Source organism: Streptomyces meridianus, from assembly GCF_023703325.1.
GTDB classification, from domain to species: Bacteria; Actinomycetota; Actinomycetes; order Streptomycetales; family Streptomycetaceae; genus Streptomyces; species Streptomyces meridianus.
The window spans coordinates 112656-127529 of record NZ_JAMQGM010000049.1 but is presented as its reverse complement, the minus strand read 5'-3'; the positions used below and the strand labels follow the sequence as shown (position 1 = coordinate 127529).

Here is a 14874-nt window from a genome sequence, read left to right as displayed (position 1 = left end):
GGGGCGCCGTGGCGGCGGGTGCCGGGCGCCGGACGAGGTCGGGTGCCCGTTCCGCCAGCAGTCTCAGGACGAGCGCGGCACGGCGGACCCGCTCCCGTCCGAGGTCGACGGCGAGCCCTTCCAGGTGCCGGCCGCAGGGGTAGATGTTCGGCGCGTTGCGCACACCGAACTTGAGATGGACCGGCGCCGCGGTGCGGACGATCTCGGGGACGTCGTAGTGGCGCACGAATCCGCCCTGGTCGTCGGGCACTTCGACGTAGACGTCCAGCGGTGCCGGGGTCCGGGCGCGCACCTCGGCCAGCTGTGCGACGGTCAGGTCGGTGGCGGTGTTGAGGGTGGTCGCGCCGAGCTGCTCGTAGACAGCCGCGGTCGGCCCGTTGGCCAGGGGCATCAGCACCGATGTCTTGAGGGCGAGGCCGGCGGGGAGCTCGCCGGCCGCCTTCCGTTTGCCGAGTTCCGCCAGGACTCCGATGTCGGAGACCAGCAGGCTGCGGATGCCCAGATCGACGGCCCGGCGGGCCTCGGCGAGGCAGGCGCGCACTGCGTCCTCACCACGCGCCGAACCGGCGGCGGACGCGGTGAACGCCGCCTGGGCGCCGATGTCCCACCCTCCGCGCGGGCCGAGGAAGAGGTTCACCTCGATGCGGTGCTCCGCGCCGAGCGCCGCCATCCGCAAGATCTCGGCGTCGGTGAGCATCATGACGCCGCTGCCCTGCGACACCCGGTCCACGCGGACGCCGTGTGCCCCGGCCTCCTCGATGACGGCTTCGAAGACCCGGGGCCCTTCGCAGCTGGGAATCTCGATGCGGTAGCGGGAGCCGTCGGCGAAGCGGGCCACGGCGTCCCCGTCGGATCGGGGCACCTGATCACCTCCTTGTGTACGGCGGTTGCGGCAGTTCGGGGCGGCAGGATCCGTTCACCGGTGGGCGTACTGGGCCCGCCGCAGTGTCGTGGCGCTCCGGCCGGCCCGGTGTGCCCGGCGCAGGGCGAAGAGCGCTGCTGCGGCGGCGAACACCGCGAGCCAGGGCTCCAGGAACAGGAGCCCGCCGCCGACGGCCACTCCCACGGCGCCGAGGACCTGCCACTGGCGAGCCGAGGTACGGAAACCCTCCAGGGAGCGGGCGAGTTGGGCGCGGTCCGGCCGCGACGGGCTCGTGTCATCCCCCGCAGCGCGCGGTGCTTCGTGCACCGCCAGCCAGGCGTTCGCCCCGGCCGCGAGGACGAAGACCAGGGCCCACACCGATGCGTCCTGCGCTGCGCGGACCCCCGCGAGTCCGAGGAAGCCCAGGCCGAGGACGAGGTGGCGCCACCGGGTTGGCGTCCTCATGCGATGACTCCCGCGTAGGCGAGCATCGCGACGACGCCGGCGACGGTGAGGAACACCGAGCCCGCCGCGACCAGGATGCGCAGCAGGGTGCTCATCCGGTATGGGGCCGGGAAGTTGACCCGGTCGACGTAGAGGAGACCGGCACCGTAGATGCCGCAGGCGAAGACGCCGCCGACGATGGACGCGGGCGTGATGAGAGCGACGAAGTCGGCCTCGGTGGCGATCATCAGCAGGCTGCCGATGCCGGTCCATGCGTAGACGTAGGGCCGGATGCCGCGCTGCCCGCGGGAGCGGACCTTCTCCGAGACGGCGGAGAGGCTCTCGTAGGTGGTCCAGGAGTAGGCCTCCCACACCGCGTACACGGTGCCGAAGAGGACCATGACGATGGCGACGATGTAGAAGTACTCGAAGAGCGGCGCCACCACGGCGAGGAACTGCGACTGGTAGCTCAGCACGTCGTTGCCCTCGGGCACCTGCCCGCGCTCGCCCAGGATCGCCGCGCCGTTGATCATGAACGCGGCGGCGATGACCGCGAGCGCGAGGAACGCCGCCATCATGTCGAACAGGGGTGCACGGCTCCAGGCGCGGGCGCCGGCCACGTCGTCGGGCTCGGTGGAGAGCGGTATCCGGTCGCGGGCGTCCATCGAGGACAGCCGGTGGCCGATCGCCTCGACGTCGCGGTGTCCGAGCATCCCCCACTTCTTCTCGCGCAGCATGCCGGTGTAGCCGATGTAGTCGTACATGCCGCCGCCGAGACCGCCCATGAAGACCACGAGTTCCACCCACACCGAGGTAGCGGCGACGTCGGGGTACTTGCCGCTCACGAAGGGCGCGTAGTCGAAGCTGCCGGGGACCAGGCCCCCGAGGACGCCGGACCAGTCGGGCTGCGCCACGAACACGGCGACCAGGACGAGCACGACCATCAGCCCCGCGATCGCCACCTGCACCTTTTCCAGCACGGTGTAGCCGCCCAGGTAGGACAGCACGGCTCCGAACAGGAGGACGCCCACCGCATAGGCGGTGCCGTTGCCCGCGCCGAGGGACTGGAGGTAGTCCCCGAGTGCGACGGCGACTCCGCTGGCCCAGCCGGGGAACGACATCAGGCAGATCAGCGCGAGCAGTACCGGGAACCAGCCCCGGGGGCCGGGCAGCACCTTGGCGAACCGCGTCATGGGGTGTTCGCCGGTGAGCGTGATGTGCCGGTTGGACGCGTAGACGAGGGCGCCCTTGGCGACCGTGCCCACCACCACCGCCCAGAGCACGGCGTAGCCGAACACGGCGCCCTCGCGGGAGGCCAGGATCGACTCCCCGCTGCCGATGGTGAGTGAGGCGACGATCGCGCCCGGACCGAAGAACTTGAGGACCGTCGCGACGTTCACACGCCGTCGGCGAAGCTCCGCGGGCGGTTCCGGCAGACGCAGCACGGGGTCCGTGGTGCGGCCGATTCCTTGTGTGGTCATGTCCATCCCTGTCTCGGGCGACGGCCGGTCCAGCGAGTGTGATCTGGATCACCGTCGAATCCTATAGGATACTTCCGGTAGGGCGTATGATTATTGGAGCGGGCGAAGTCACGCGTCAAGGGATGTGCGGACGTCCGCTCCGAAGAACTCCGAGGAACAGGGAGAGCACCATGAACGGGGCACCGACGAACGAGGCGGGCGGCCGAGCGCCCGTGACGCCGCTGCCGAGACGCCAGATGCTCGCGGACGACGTCCATGAAGCGATCAAGGCGCTGATCATGGACCACGCCATCGAGCCCGGCGCCCGGGTCTCCATCGACGGCCTGGCCCGGCAGTTGGGGGTCTCACCGACGCCCGTGCGGGAGGCCCTGGCACGCCTGGAGTCGGCGGAACTGGTCGTCAAGGAACCGCTGCGCGGGTACCGGACCACCCCGCTGCTCAACCGTGAACAGCTCGAGGACCTCTACCAGTTCCGGCTTCTCCTCGAGCCGTGGGCCGCGGCCCGGGCCGCCGAGCGGCTGAGCGACGAAGGACGTGAACGGCTCCGCGCGGAGATGGGATCGTGCGACGCGCCCCGCGACACCACCTACGACGCCTACAAGGCGCTGACGGCTCACGACACCCGCTTCCACGTCCTGGTGGCCGAGTTGGCCGGCAGTGCCCAGGTCCGTCAGGCGTTCGAGCGCACCCACTGCCACCTGCACGTCTTCCGGCTCTCCTACAACCGGGGCATCGGCCTGCAGACGCTCGACGAACACCGCTCGATCACCGACGCCATCCTCGCGGGAGATCCGCAGGCCGCGGAAGCCGCCATGCGCGGACATCTCGAGACCGCCCTCTACGAGCGGCTGCTGCCGGTATCCGACAGCTCCTGATCCGGAGCCCGGCCCGCCCACCCCTGCCATCCCCCGACCGAGCGAAGCGACACGACCACAACCCCCCTTTGACGGAGACACGAAGGAGAACCGTGCAGCTGATGCGTCTGGGCCCCCCCGGATCCGAACGCCCCGCCGTGCGCACCGCCGACGGCATGGTCCACGACCTGAGCGGCGTGACCCCCGACATCGACGGAGCGTTCCTCGCGGGCGGTGGAATCGACCGCGTCAGGAAGGCCCTGGAACAAGGCGCACTGCCCCGCGTCTCGGACGACGGCCTGCGGGTGGGCCCCCCGGTCGCCCGTCCCGCGGCGGTGATCTGCGTCGGCCTCAACTACGCGGCCCACGCGGCCGAGTCCGGTGCCGAGCCTCCGAAGGCCCCGGTGGTGTTCTTCAAGCACCCCGGTACCCTCGCCGGCCCCGACGACGAGACGGTGATACCCGACGGAAGCGAGCGCACCGACTGGGAGGTGGAACTCGCCGTCGTCATAGGCCGCCGCGCCGAACGTCTCTCCTCACCCGAGGAGGCGCTGCGCCACATCGCCGGCTACGCCATCGCCAACGACCTCTCCGAACGGACCTGGCAGCTCGAGCACTCCGGCGGCCAGTGGTCGAAGGGCAAGTGCGCCCCCGGTTTCAACCCGTTGGGGCCGTGGCTCGTACCGGCCGACGAAATCGACGATCCGCAGGCGCTGCGGTTGCGCTCCTGGGTCAACGGCGAGCCCCGGCAGGACTCCACGACCGCCGACATGATCTTCCCGGTGGCCCGCATCGTGCACCACCTCAGTCACTACATGGCCCTGGAACCGGGAGACGTCATCGACACCGGAACGCCCGAGGGCGTGGCGATGTCCGGACGCTTCCCCTACCTGAAGCCGGGTGACGTCGTCGAGCTCGAGATCGAGGAACTCGGGCGGCAGCGGCAGGTCATGACCTCCGGCACGAAGAAGGAGCAGGCCGCATGAGCGTCATCGTTTCCCTCACTGTCGAGGATGTCCGCTTCCCCACCTCCCGGGAACTCGACGGCTCCGACGCGATGAATCCCGACCCCGACTACTCCGCCGCCTACGTCACCCTGCGCACCGACGACGGGCCGGACGGGCACGGCTTCGCCTTCACCATCGGGCGCGGCAACGAGGTGCAGTGCGCGGCGATCCGGCTGCTGGCCGGATCGGTCGTCGGCCGTGATGTCGAGGAGGTGTGCGCGGACCTCGGCGGGTTCTCCCGGTCGTTGCTCGCCGACTCCCAACTGCGCTGGCTGGGGCCTGAGAAGGGCGTCATGCACATGGCCATCGGCGCCGTGGTGAACGCCGCCTGGGACCTCGCCGCCAAGCGCGCCGGCCTGCCGGTGTGGCGGTTCCTCTCCCGCATGACGCCCGAGGAGATCGTCGGCCTCGTCGACTGGCGCTACCTCACCGACGCGCTCACCCCGGACGAGGCCCTGGACCTGCTGCGTGCGGCGGAGCCCGGACGGGCCGAGCGGGCCGCCGCCCTGGAGGACGAGGGATATCCCGCCTACACGACGTCGCCCGGCTGGCTCGGCTACGACGACGTCAAGCTCGCCCGGCTCGCCTGCGAGGCCGTCGCGGACGGCTTCGATCTGATCAAGCTCAAGGTGGGCGCGGACGTCGAGGAGGACGTGCGCCGCCTCGCCGTTGCCCGCGAGGCCGTCGGCCCGGACGTGCGGATCGCGATCGACGCCAACCAGCGCTGGAGCGTGCCCGAGGCGATCGGCTGGCTCGAGCGCCTGGCGCAGTTCGATCCGTGGTTCATCGAGGAGCCGACGTCCCCGGACGACGTCCTCGGGCACGCGGCGATCCGCCGCGCCGTGGCGCCGATGCGGGTCGCCACCGGCGAACACGTCCAGAACCGGGTGGTGTTCAAGCAGCTGCTGCAGGCCGGGGCGATCGACGTCCTCCAGCTCGACGCGACCCGCGTGGCCGGCATCAACGAGAACGTGGCGATCCTGCTGCTGGCGGCGAAGTTCGGCGTTCCCGTGTGCCCGCACGCCGGCGGTGTGGGCCTGTGCGAACTGGTGCAGCACCTGTCGATGTTCGACTTCGTCGCGGTGTCCGGCTCGATGCGGGACCGCACCATCGAGTACGTCGACCACCTGCACGAGCACTTCGCGGCCCCGGTGCGCTCCCGCCGCGGGCGGTACCTGCCGCCGAAGGAGCCCGGCAGCGGCGCGGAGATCCTCGAGACCTCGCGGCACCGGTTCCGCTACCCCGACGGGGCCGCGTGGAGCGCGGAGTCGTGAGCGACTTCGCGGGGATACGCGCCCTGGTGACCGGCGGCGCGTCCGGCATCGGGCTCGCCACGGCGCGGATGCTCGCCTCCCGGGGCGCCCGGGTCGCCTGCCTCGACCTGCGGCCGGATGGCGCCGGTCCACCGCTGCTCGGCGTGGAGTGCGACGTCACCGACGACGACGCGGTGCGGGCCGCGGTCGGCCCGGTCGTCGAGGAGTTCGGCGGCCTCGACGTGGTCGTGAACAACGCCGGAGCGGGCGCGCGGGGCACTGTCGAGGACAACGACGACGACGAGTGGCGGTCGGTGCTGGACGTCAACGTGCTCGGCACGGTGCGCGTGACCCGGGCTGCGCTGCCCGCGCTGCGCCGGTCCGGTCGCGCCGCGGTGGTCAACACGTGCTCCGTCGCCGCCGTCACCGGGCTGCCGCAACGCGCGCTCTACAGCGCCTCCAAGGGCGCGGTGCACGCGCTGACGCTGGCGATGGCGGCGGACCACCTCGCCGACGGCATCCGGGTCAACTGCGTTCTGCCGGGGACCGCCGACACCCCCTGGGTGCAGCGACTGCTCGCCGCCGCGCCCGACCCGGCCGCCGAACTCGCGGCCCTCGAGGCCCGTCAGCCCTCCGGCCGCCTGGTCACCTCCGACGAGGTCGCCCACGCGATCTGCTCGCTGGCGTCACCGGACGCAGGGGCCACCACGGGTGTCGCGCTCCCGGTCGACGGCGGACTGACCGCATTGCGGGTCCCCCATGGCTGACGGGGTCCTGGCCGAACTCGCCGCCGCGCTCCCCGCCGGCTCGGTGCTCACCGAACCGGCCGGGACGGCCGCCTACCGCCGCGACGAGGCGAGCTTCTGCCCGTCGGGCGCCCCGCTCGCCGTGCTGCGCCCCACCACCACGGAACAGGTGCAGCGGGCGATGCGCATCGCGACCGCCCACCGCGTCCCCGTCGTGCCCCAGGGCGCACGGACCGGGCTGTCGGGTGCCGCGAACGCGGTCGACGGCGGCCTCGTCCTGGCCCTGACGCGGATGGACGGCATCCTGGAGATCGACCCGGCGGACCAGGTCGCGGTCGTGGAACCGGGCGTGGTGAACGCGGTGCTGTCCAGGGCGGTGGCCGCGAAGGGGCTGTACTACCCGCCGGACCCGTCGTCGTGGGAGATGTCCACCATCGGCGGCAACATCGCCACGAACGCGGGCGGACTGTGCTGCGTGAAGTACGGCGTGACGGGCGACTTCGTCCGCGGCCTCGAGGTGGTCACTGCGAGCGGGGAGGTCCTGCGCACCGGACGCCGTACGGCGAAGGGTGTTGCCGGCTACGACCTCACCCGGCTGCTGGTCGGCTCGGAGGGAACCCTCGGGGTGATCACCCGGGCGACGCTCGCGCTGCGACCCGCCCCGGAGGCCGCGCTGACGGTAGCAGCGGTGTTCGGATCGCCGGCGGACGCCCTCGGCGCCGCGTCGCGGATCATGACCGCCGGACTGCGCCCGTCGTTGCTGGAGTTCCTCGACTCCGTGACCGTGCGCGCGATCCAGGACTACCGGGACATGGGTCTGCCCGAGGGAGCGCAGGCACTGCTGCTCGCGCAGTCCGACCGGGGCCCGCGGGCGGCCGAGGACGTCACGGCGATCGGGCGGATCTGTGCCGAAGCGGGAGCCCTCGATGTCGCCGAGGCCTCCGACGCGGCCGAGGCCTCGATGCTCATGGAGGCCCGGCGGCTGGTGAACGCTGCGATCGAGCGGCTCGGCGCCACCCTGATCGACGACGTGGCGGTGCCCCGCGCGCGGCTGGTGGACCTGGTCGAGGGGATCGGCGCGATCGCGGCGGAACACCGCGTACGCGTGTCCTGCCCGGGACACGTGGGGGACGGCAACATGCACCCGACCGTGATCTTCGACCGCGGCGATCCGGCCGCCGTGGAACGAGCGGAGCGGGCGTTCGGCGCGATCATGCAGCTCGGGCTGTCCCTGGGCGGCACGATCACCGGGGAGCACGGGGTCGGCGTCCTCAAACGGGACTGGCTCGCGAAGGAGATCGGTCCACTCGGGACGCGACTGCACCGGGACATCAAGGCGGCCTTCGATCCGCTCGGCATCCTCAACCCCGGGAAGGTGCTGGCCTGACGGGAACAGGTCGACGCCTGCCGCGGCCCTCCGGCCTCCGACCGGCCAACGTGCGGTCGGAAGCCGGGGCACGCGCCGGGATCAGCCGGTGGCGACGGGGTCCTTGACCCGCATCCGCTCCCCGAGGAAACCCCCGAGCGCGGTGAGCAGGGAGAGGCCGACGAGCAGCAGTGCCACCGGCCAGGAGGCGTTGCCGCTCACCTTCAGCAGCGCCGTCGCCGCGGCCGGCAGGAAGCCGGTGAGCGCCCCGGCCAGGTTGTAGGCAAGAGCCACACCGCTGTAGCGCAGGCGCGCCGGGAACAGTTCGGTCAGCAGTGCGCCGGACACCGCGTAGGCCACGGACAGCACCGCGATGCCGACGGCGATCGAGAAGACGATGGCGACCGGACTCCTGGTGTCGATGAGCCAGAACACGGGGAAGGCGCAGGCCGCGCTGGCCAGGCCGCCCCAGAGGGTGACCCGGCCGGGGCCCAGCCGCTCCGAGATCCGTCCCACGACCAGGATGACGCCGACCTCGACGACAGCGGCCACCAGCGTGGCGTTGACCATGAGGCCGCGGGACAGGCCCAGGGTGTCGGCGCCGTAGCTGATCACGAAGGTGGTCAGCAGGTAGAAGCCGCCCACCCCCAGCAGCGCGGACGCCATGGCGACCAGGAGGGGCCGCCAGGCGGACCGGAACACCTCGAGCGCCGGGATCTTCGCCCGCTCGTCCTGCTTGAGCAGTTCGTCGAAGAGCGGCGATTCCTCCACGCGCCGCCGGATGTACAGCGCGACGAGCATCATCGGGAAGGCGAGCAGGAACGGCACACGCCAGCCCCAGGACTCGAAGTCGTCCTTCGGGAGCAGGAGCACCAGGGCGAACGCACCGGAGGAGAGCAGAGTCCCGACGGGGGATCCGACCTGCGGCAGCGCGGCGTACCGGCCCCGCAGACCCGGGGGCGCGTGTTCCACGGCGAGGGTGACCGCGCCGCCCCATTCACCGCCGACGGCCGTGCCCTGGAGAAGCCTGAGCAGGACGAGCAGCAGTGGTGCGGCTATGCCGATGGAGGCGTAGCCCGGCAGCAGACCGATGAGACCGGTGGACACGCCGATCAGGACGACCGTGACGAGCAGGGCGGGCCGCCGGCCTATCCGGTCGCCGAGCCAGCCGAAGACGACCGCGCCGATCGGGCGTGCCGCGAAGCCGACGCCGAAGGTGGCGAAGGCGGCGAGTGTGGCCGTGGCCGGGTCGAAGGTAGTGAAGTAGAGGGTGTTGAAGACGATGGCCGCGGCGGTGCCGAAGAGGAAGTAGTCGTACCACTCCAGGGCGGTGCCGACGAAGGCGGCGAACGCCACCCGTCCTGCGTCCTTGCCGGTGACCACCGCCGGGGCCGGTGTCGTGGGCGCGGCGCCCCGGTCGGCCGGTTGTGTGTCTTTCATGCGCTGCTCCTTGCGTGCGGCGGTGCGGCCGTGGGAAGGGGGCCGTCCACCGATCCGTGGTGTTCCAGTTCGTCTGTTCCGTGGACGCATGCGCCCGCCACGAAGGTGGCCAGGACCTCGATGGCGGAAATCCGCCCGCCGGATGTCCCGACGGGGTCGTCGGACAGCAGGACGAAGTCGGCGTGCTTGCCGGGGGTGAGGCTGCCGCGCCGGTGTTCGTCGTGGCTCGCCCAGGCGGCGTCCAGCGTGTAGGCGCGCAGGGCCTGTTCGGCGCTCACCCGTTCGTCGGCGCCGAGGAGTCGTCCGTCCCGGCTGAGGCGTTCGACCATCGACTGCATGCCGAGGAGGGGGGCGCCAGCCGCCACGGGACGGTCGGAGCTGCCCGGCACCCGCAGGCCGTGCCGCAGGAACGAGCCGTGCCGGTACAGCCACGGGGTGCGCTCGGGCCCCAGCGCCTGTGCCATGGTGTCGCCGATGGCGTGCAGGAAGTACGCCTGCGGTACCGGTGTCACGCCCAGCTCGGCGAAGCGGGCCAGTTGGTCGTCGCGGACGACGGCGGCGTGCTCGATCCGGTGCCGCGCGTCGGGACGGGGTGTGCTGCGCTGTGCCTCCTCGAGGGTGTCGAGTGCCAGGTCGACGGCGGCGTCGCCGATGGCATGCGCGGCGATCCGCCAGCCGGCCCGGTGCGCATCGACCACGCGGCGGCGCATCTCCTCGGGCGCGTCCTGGTAGATGCCGCTGTGGTGGTCGTGTCCGCACAGGGGTTCCGTGACCGCCGCGGTGCGCCCGACCAGTGAGCCGTCCAGCCAGATCTTCATGGGCCCCAGGCGCAGCCACTCGTCTCCGAATCCCGAACGAAGGCCGAGGTCGATTCCGGTAGTGATGCCGTCATCGGGATGGGCCTGGAGCGGGTGCAGGTTGTCGGCGGCCACCATCAGCTCGACTCGGGTGCGCAAAACTCCCTGTTCGCGGGCAAGTTGGTAGGCGGCGGCTTCGACGGGGCTCCGGCCGATCAGACCGCGTCCGATACCGGCCTCGACGACATGGGTGAGGCCTTCGGAGGCGTAGACGGCGCTCGCCTTCCCCAGGGCCCGGGCCAGTTCCTCGACCGGGTAGGGCATGACGAGGCCGGTCACCAGCTCCTGCGCGCGCTCCTGGAGCAGCCCGGTCGGGCTGCCGTCGCGGTCACGCACGACGACGCCGCCGTCGGGTTCGGTCGCACTTGCGTCCAGCACTCCGCAGCGGCGCAGTACCTCGCTGCTCACCGCGGACATGTGGCCGGAGCGGTGTTTGAGCCACACCGGCCGTCCGCCGGCGGCGCGGTCCAGGGCGTCGCGGTGCGGGTGGGCGCCCATGACGGTGTCGTCGTAGCCGGAGCCCACCACCCAGGCACCGGCGGGCAGTTCGGCCGCCCGGCGGGCGACGGCGTGGTGCACGTCGTTCAGGGACCGGGCCGGTGCGAGGTTCACCTCGTCCAGGGACTGGCCGAACCACGCCATGTGGTTGTGGGCGTCGCCGAACCCGGGAACGACGACGGCTCCCCGGCAGTCGAGGGTGGTGCGGGCGGGGAGGTCGCCGACCGCCTTGTCGAGGCCGACGATGCGGTCGCCCAGCACACCGAGGGTGCGGGCATGCGGGTGGCTGTCGTCGACGGTGCGGATGCGGGCGTTGACGAGTTTCAGGTCGAGCATGGTTCTCCGTTCCCGGTCAGGCCAGATTCTGAAGCCGGGTCAGTGGCAATTCCGCGGCGTGGTGGACGGGTACCGGCCGCCCCTCCACCAGTACGGAGTCAGCAGTGGTCGGCACGGTCACCCGGGGGACGGCGGTGTTGCCTGTCATGTCGGCTCTGGTCAGGCCGCGGCTGTCGGTCAGTGCCGTGTAGCGCACACCGGGGGGGAGCTCCGCGGCGGCTTGCCGGTCGTCGAGGGACGCCCGGGAGACGAACACCGTCGACAGCCTGCGCGGGGCCCCGCCCAGGCCGCCGAAGTAGGGCTTCATGATCCGCGGTTGTGTCAGCCGGGTCGAGCCGGAGCCGGATCCACTCTGGCCCCAGGCCACGAAGCCGGATTTCAGTACCAGTTCGGGTTGGGCCCCGAAGGTGGCCGGCTGCCAGAGCACGATGTCGGCGAGCCGGCCGGGGCTCAGTGAACCGACGTGTGCGGCCATGCCGTGCGCGACGGCCGGATTGAGCGTGATCTTGGCGAGGTAGCGCAGCACCCGCGCGTTGCTGACCACGCCGGGGCCGCTCTCCCCCGCCAATTCGGCCTGGACATGGGCGAGTTGCCAGGTGCGGCGCGCGGTTTCGGCGATCCGGCCCATGCCCATCGAGTCGGAGTTGACGATGCTGATCGCGCCCATGTCGTGCAGCGCGTTCTCGGCGGCGATCGCGTGCTCGCGCACCCGGCTCGCCGCGATGGACACGTCGCTGCCGATGCCGTGGTGGCCTCGGTGGACCGTCATCGTCATCGGCAGCAGTTCGGCGACGGTCGCCGGTGTCAGGGGCAGTGTGGGCGTCGTCGACGAGGTGAGCACGTGCGGTTGGGACACGATCTCGAGCAGGTCGGGGTGACCGCCGCCGCCCTCGACGTGGTAGGCGTGCACGGTCCGGCCGCCGGTGGCGTCCAGTGTGTCGGCGAGGTAGCCGGACTCGTTGAGGGTGTCCGTGTGCAGCGCTACGGGCAGGTCGGCGTCCTCCGCGACGCCCAGGCACGTGTCGACGATCCGGGGGGTGGCCCCCCAGTCCTCGTGGATCTTGAACCCGCCGGCGCCGGCCAGGACGGCTCGCTCGAGCAGTTCCCTCGAGGAGGACGAACCCCGGGCGAGGAACGCCACGTTCATGGGGACGTCGCGCCAGCCCTCGATCAGGGAGTGGAGGTTGTGGGCGGGATTTGCCCCGACGTCCCACACGCCGCCGATGCCCATGCCGACCAGCGACGTGACCCCCGCGGAGAGTGCCGCCGGCACCACCTCGGGGCTGGAGAGGTGGACGTGGGAGTCGACGACGCCCGGCGTTGCGATGAGCCCCTCACCGGTGATCATCGCCGTGTGCGAGTCGACGACGAGTTCCACGCCGTCGTTGGTCTGCGGATTTCCGGCCCGGCCCGTGCCGACGATCCTGCCGTCCTTGATGCCGATGTTGGTCTTGCGCACCCCGAGCAGCGGGTCCATGACGACCACGCCGAGCACAACCATGTCCAGAGCGCTGTCGCGCGGTGCACGGCCGGCCACGAGCAGGCCGTCGCGTGCGGTCTTGCCGCAGCCGCCGAGGAGTTCCTCACCGGGCTCGGTGTCGTCCGCCTCGACCTGTACCCACAGGCCGGTGTCGGCCAGCCGGATGCGGTCGCCGGCGGTCGGTCCGTAGACGGAGGCGTACTCGCTGCGCGCCATGCTGCTCATTGCGCTCCTCCTCGGGTGACGACGGTGATGCTCCGGGAGACACCGGGCTCGAACTCCACGGATGTGCCCGCCGGTACGTCGAGGCGGTGGCCGCGGGCGGCTTCCCGGTCGAACTCGAGGGCCGGGTTCGCCTCCTCGATCGGATAGTGGGAGGAGATCCAGACCGGACGGATCCCGCGGTTGGTGACCATCAGGTTCTTCCGGGGACGGCCCGGGGCGAGGGTTCGTTCCTCCCCTGCGGTGAGGACTCCTCCCGGTCCCGTGGGGTCGGCGGGGCCGAACGGCTCCGGCACGTGCACCAGGGTCGTGCCGAACGGGAACAGCGCCTCGACCTGGATGCTCGGCACGGCCTCGGCAACACCGGGCAGCAGTTGCCCGCGCGGTACGGCGCCGGATGCGCGCTGGACGACCTCGTCCAGCGGCACCCCGTCCCAGGCCCATTCCAGGATCTCGTCGCAGACCAGGGCGACGGCCTCGGTGGCCCCGAGCCGGGCGCCGCGCGACAGGCGTCGCCGGGCCAGTTCGGCGGCCGTGAACAGCGTGAGGCGTTCCTGCTCGCGTGGCGTCAGGTGCATGCATCTCCCCCTCGGGCTGGACGGCGGGCGGGGCCGCTGCGGGACATCTCCAGCAGGCTGCCCGGTGAGGGGGTGGGGGGACAATGATGATTCGCTCCCGGCTGGCGCCCTCATACTGTGCGTATGCACAATTCACCTCCGGCCGGGGAGCACCAAGCAACTGCCACGGCGGGCGGCGGGGACAGCGGCCTTCTGCCCTCCTCTGTGGGTATGCACCGCGCGGACACGCCTGCGGTGCCCGGCGGACCTGAATCCGGTGGGGGCGGGCATCCGCTCCCCCACGGCATGCGCACCCTGGTGCGCGACTGCCTGGACCACCTCGACGACCTGGTCGCGGCCTACGTCGCGGAGGTCTCCGCGTTCGACGACTACCGGTCGACGGTGCCGCCGGGAGACCTGCGGGAGACGGCCCGCGCATGCTTCGAGCTCCTGCTGCGTCTCATCGGCGACCTCCCGGTACCGGACGAACTGCGCGAAACACCGCATCGGCTGGGGCACCGCCGCGCCCGGCAGGGGGTGCCGCTGGAACGGCTACTCCAGGCCGTCCGGATGGACTTCCGTGTGCTGTGGAACGCCTTCCTCGAGCGGACCCCGGGGGACGGCCTGCCCGAGTTGACCAACGGAGCCGTGCGCGTGTGGGAGGCGGTCGAATTCCACACCGTGGAGGTGCACGCCTCCTATCTGGACGAGATCGCGGTGCAGGCCAGGGAGCGGGAGCGCGAGCGGGAAGGGATCATGGGCCGTCTGTTCTCGTCGGACGGCCGGGACCAGCAGCTCGTGGCACAGGCGGCGACCCTGCTCCAGGTGAACGCGCAGGACGACTTCACGGTCGCGGTCGCGCTGCCGGAGGCGCAGGCGGCGCTGCGCAGAGCGGTGTCCGGGCATCTTGGGGGCCAGGCGTCCCATCTCCAGCAGCACAACGGGATGCTGGTGTTCGTGGCACAGCTGCCGCCCGGCCAGCGGTCAGGGCCCGGGGCGTGGCTGGACGACGTCCCGTGCGGGGTGGCTCCCGTGGCGCACGGACTGGCGCGGGTTCCCGCGATGGTCCGGGTCGCCGAGTCGATCGCCGCCGCGTTGGGGAGCGGCGCGTCACGGCCGGTGACCCTGGCCCAGGCATGGATGCCGCTGGCCGCGGTGAAGCTGGGCGAGACCGGCGAGCTCCTGGCCGATGCGGTCCTGTCCGGGCTCGGCCCGCTGCCCGTTCACGAGCGGGAGCGGCTGGTGGCCACGGTGACCGCCTACTGCGCGTCGGGGTCGGTCACGGAGGCGACCCGCCGCCTGTACTGCCATCGCAATACGGTCCTCAACCGGCTGAGCCGCTTCGCGCAGCTGACCGGACTGCGGCCGACGGTCCCCGCCGAGGCCGCGACGATCCTGTTCGCCCTCCGGTGCGCCCCGTGACGGCATGCGCCGCGCACCGTCCGTGCGCAGCGCGGGTACCGGGGTACGT

Annotated in this window: 13 protein-coding genes; 6 read left to right on the top strand and 7 right to left on the bottom strand. The window is 71.8% G+C overall.

All coding sequences use genetic code 11. The features are described from left to right. The 3 genes from M1E25_RS22305 to M1E25_RS22295 all read right to left on the bottom strand — a co-directional run. Window positions 1–862 (bottom strand): U32 family peptidase (locus M1E25_RS22305; RefSeq protein ID WP_251418500.1); only part of this gene is annotated, 862 nt, incomplete at its 3' end. 54 nt (window positions 863–916) lie between these two features. Next, window positions 917–1327: a hypothetical protein gene (locus M1E25_RS22300; RefSeq protein WP_251418499.1), complete on the bottom strand. Its 411-nt coding sequence runs from the start codon at window positions 1325–1327 to the stop codon at window positions 917–919. Then, entirely contained in the window at window positions 1324–2787 is a 1464-nt protein-coding gene (locus tag M1E25_RS22295) for an Nramp family divalent metal transporter (protein ID WP_251418498.1), read from the bottom strand. The genes M1E25_RS22300 and M1E25_RS22295 overlap by 4 nt, the downstream gene beginning before the upstream one ends. Before the next feature lie 170 nt (window positions 2788–2957). On the opposite strand from M1E25_RS22295, the gene M1E25_RS22290 reads away from it, so the two are divergent. The 5 genes from M1E25_RS22290 (at window position 2958) to M1E25_RS22270 (ending at window position 8034) form a co-directional block, all read left to right on the top strand. Beyond that, window positions 2958–3662: a GntR family transcriptional regulator gene (locus tag M1E25_RS22290; protein WP_251418497.1), complete on the top strand. Its 705-nt coding sequence runs from the start codon at window positions 2958–2960 to the stop codon at window positions 3660–3662. A gap of 92 nt (window positions 3663–3754) precedes the next feature. Continuing rightward, window positions 3755–4627: a fumarylacetoacetate hydrolase family protein gene (locus M1E25_RS22285; protein WP_251418496.1), complete on the top strand. Its 873-nt coding sequence runs from the start codon at window positions 3755–3757 to the stop codon at window positions 4625–4627. Next, window positions 4624–5922, top strand: coding sequence for an L-fuconate dehydratase (locus tag M1E25_RS22280; RefSeq protein WP_251418494.1), 1299 nt, complete (start codon window positions 4624–4626; stop codon window positions 5920–5922). Before M1E25_RS22285 ends, M1E25_RS22280 begins: the two co-directional genes overlap by 4 nt. Continuing rightward, window positions 5919–6668 (top strand): SDR family NAD(P)-dependent oxidoreductase, encoded by a 750-nt coding sequence (locus tag M1E25_RS22275; RefSeq protein WP_251418493.1) that lies wholly within the window; start codon window positions 5919–5921, stop codon window positions 6666–6668. Before M1E25_RS22280 ends, M1E25_RS22275 begins: the two co-directional genes overlap by 4 nt. Next, window positions 6661–8034 carry an FAD-binding oxidoreductase gene (locus M1E25_RS22270; protein WP_251418492.1) on the top strand — a complete coding sequence of 458 codons (1374 nt, stop codon included), beginning with the start codon at window positions 6661–6663 and terminating at the stop codon, window positions 8032–8034. Before M1E25_RS22275 ends, M1E25_RS22270 begins: the two co-directional genes overlap by 8 nt. Window positions 8035–8115: 81 nt before the next feature. On the opposite strand, the gene M1E25_RS22265 is transcribed toward M1E25_RS22270, so the two are convergent. The 4 genes from M1E25_RS22265 to M1E25_RS22250 are packed head-to-tail and all read right to left on the bottom strand — an operon-like array spanning window position 8116 to window position 13424. Continuing rightward, entirely contained in the window at window positions 8116–9453 is a 1338-nt protein-coding gene (locus M1E25_RS22265; protein WP_251418491.1) for an MFS transporter, read from the bottom strand. Further along, window positions 9450–11144 carry an amidohydrolase gene (locus tag M1E25_RS22260; protein ID WP_251418490.1) on the bottom strand — a complete coding sequence of 565 codons (1695 nt, stop codon included), beginning with the start codon at window positions 11142–11144 and terminating at the stop codon, window positions 9450–9452. The genes M1E25_RS22265 and M1E25_RS22260 overlap by 4 nt, the downstream gene beginning before the upstream one ends. Before the next feature lie 16 nt (window positions 11145–11160). Then, entirely contained in the window at window positions 11161–12849 is a 1689-nt protein-coding gene (locus tag M1E25_RS22255; RefSeq protein WP_251418489.1) for an urease subunit alpha, read from the bottom strand. Then, a complete protein-coding gene (locus tag M1E25_RS22250) occupies window positions 12846–13424 on the bottom strand; it encodes an urease subunit gamma (protein ID WP_251418488.1) in 579 nt (192 codons plus the stop codon). The genes M1E25_RS22255 and M1E25_RS22250 overlap by 4 nt, the downstream gene beginning before the upstream one ends. Window positions 13425–13709: 285 nt before the next feature. Here M1E25_RS22250 and M1E25_RS22245 point away from each other — a divergent pair, with 285 nt between their 5' ends. Beyond that, window positions 13710–14825 (top strand): RsbRD N-terminal domain-containing protein, encoded by a 1116-nt coding sequence (locus M1E25_RS22245; protein WP_251418487.1) that lies wholly within the window; start codon window positions 13710–13712, stop codon window positions 14823–14825. Window positions 14826–14874 lie beyond the last annotated feature (49 nt).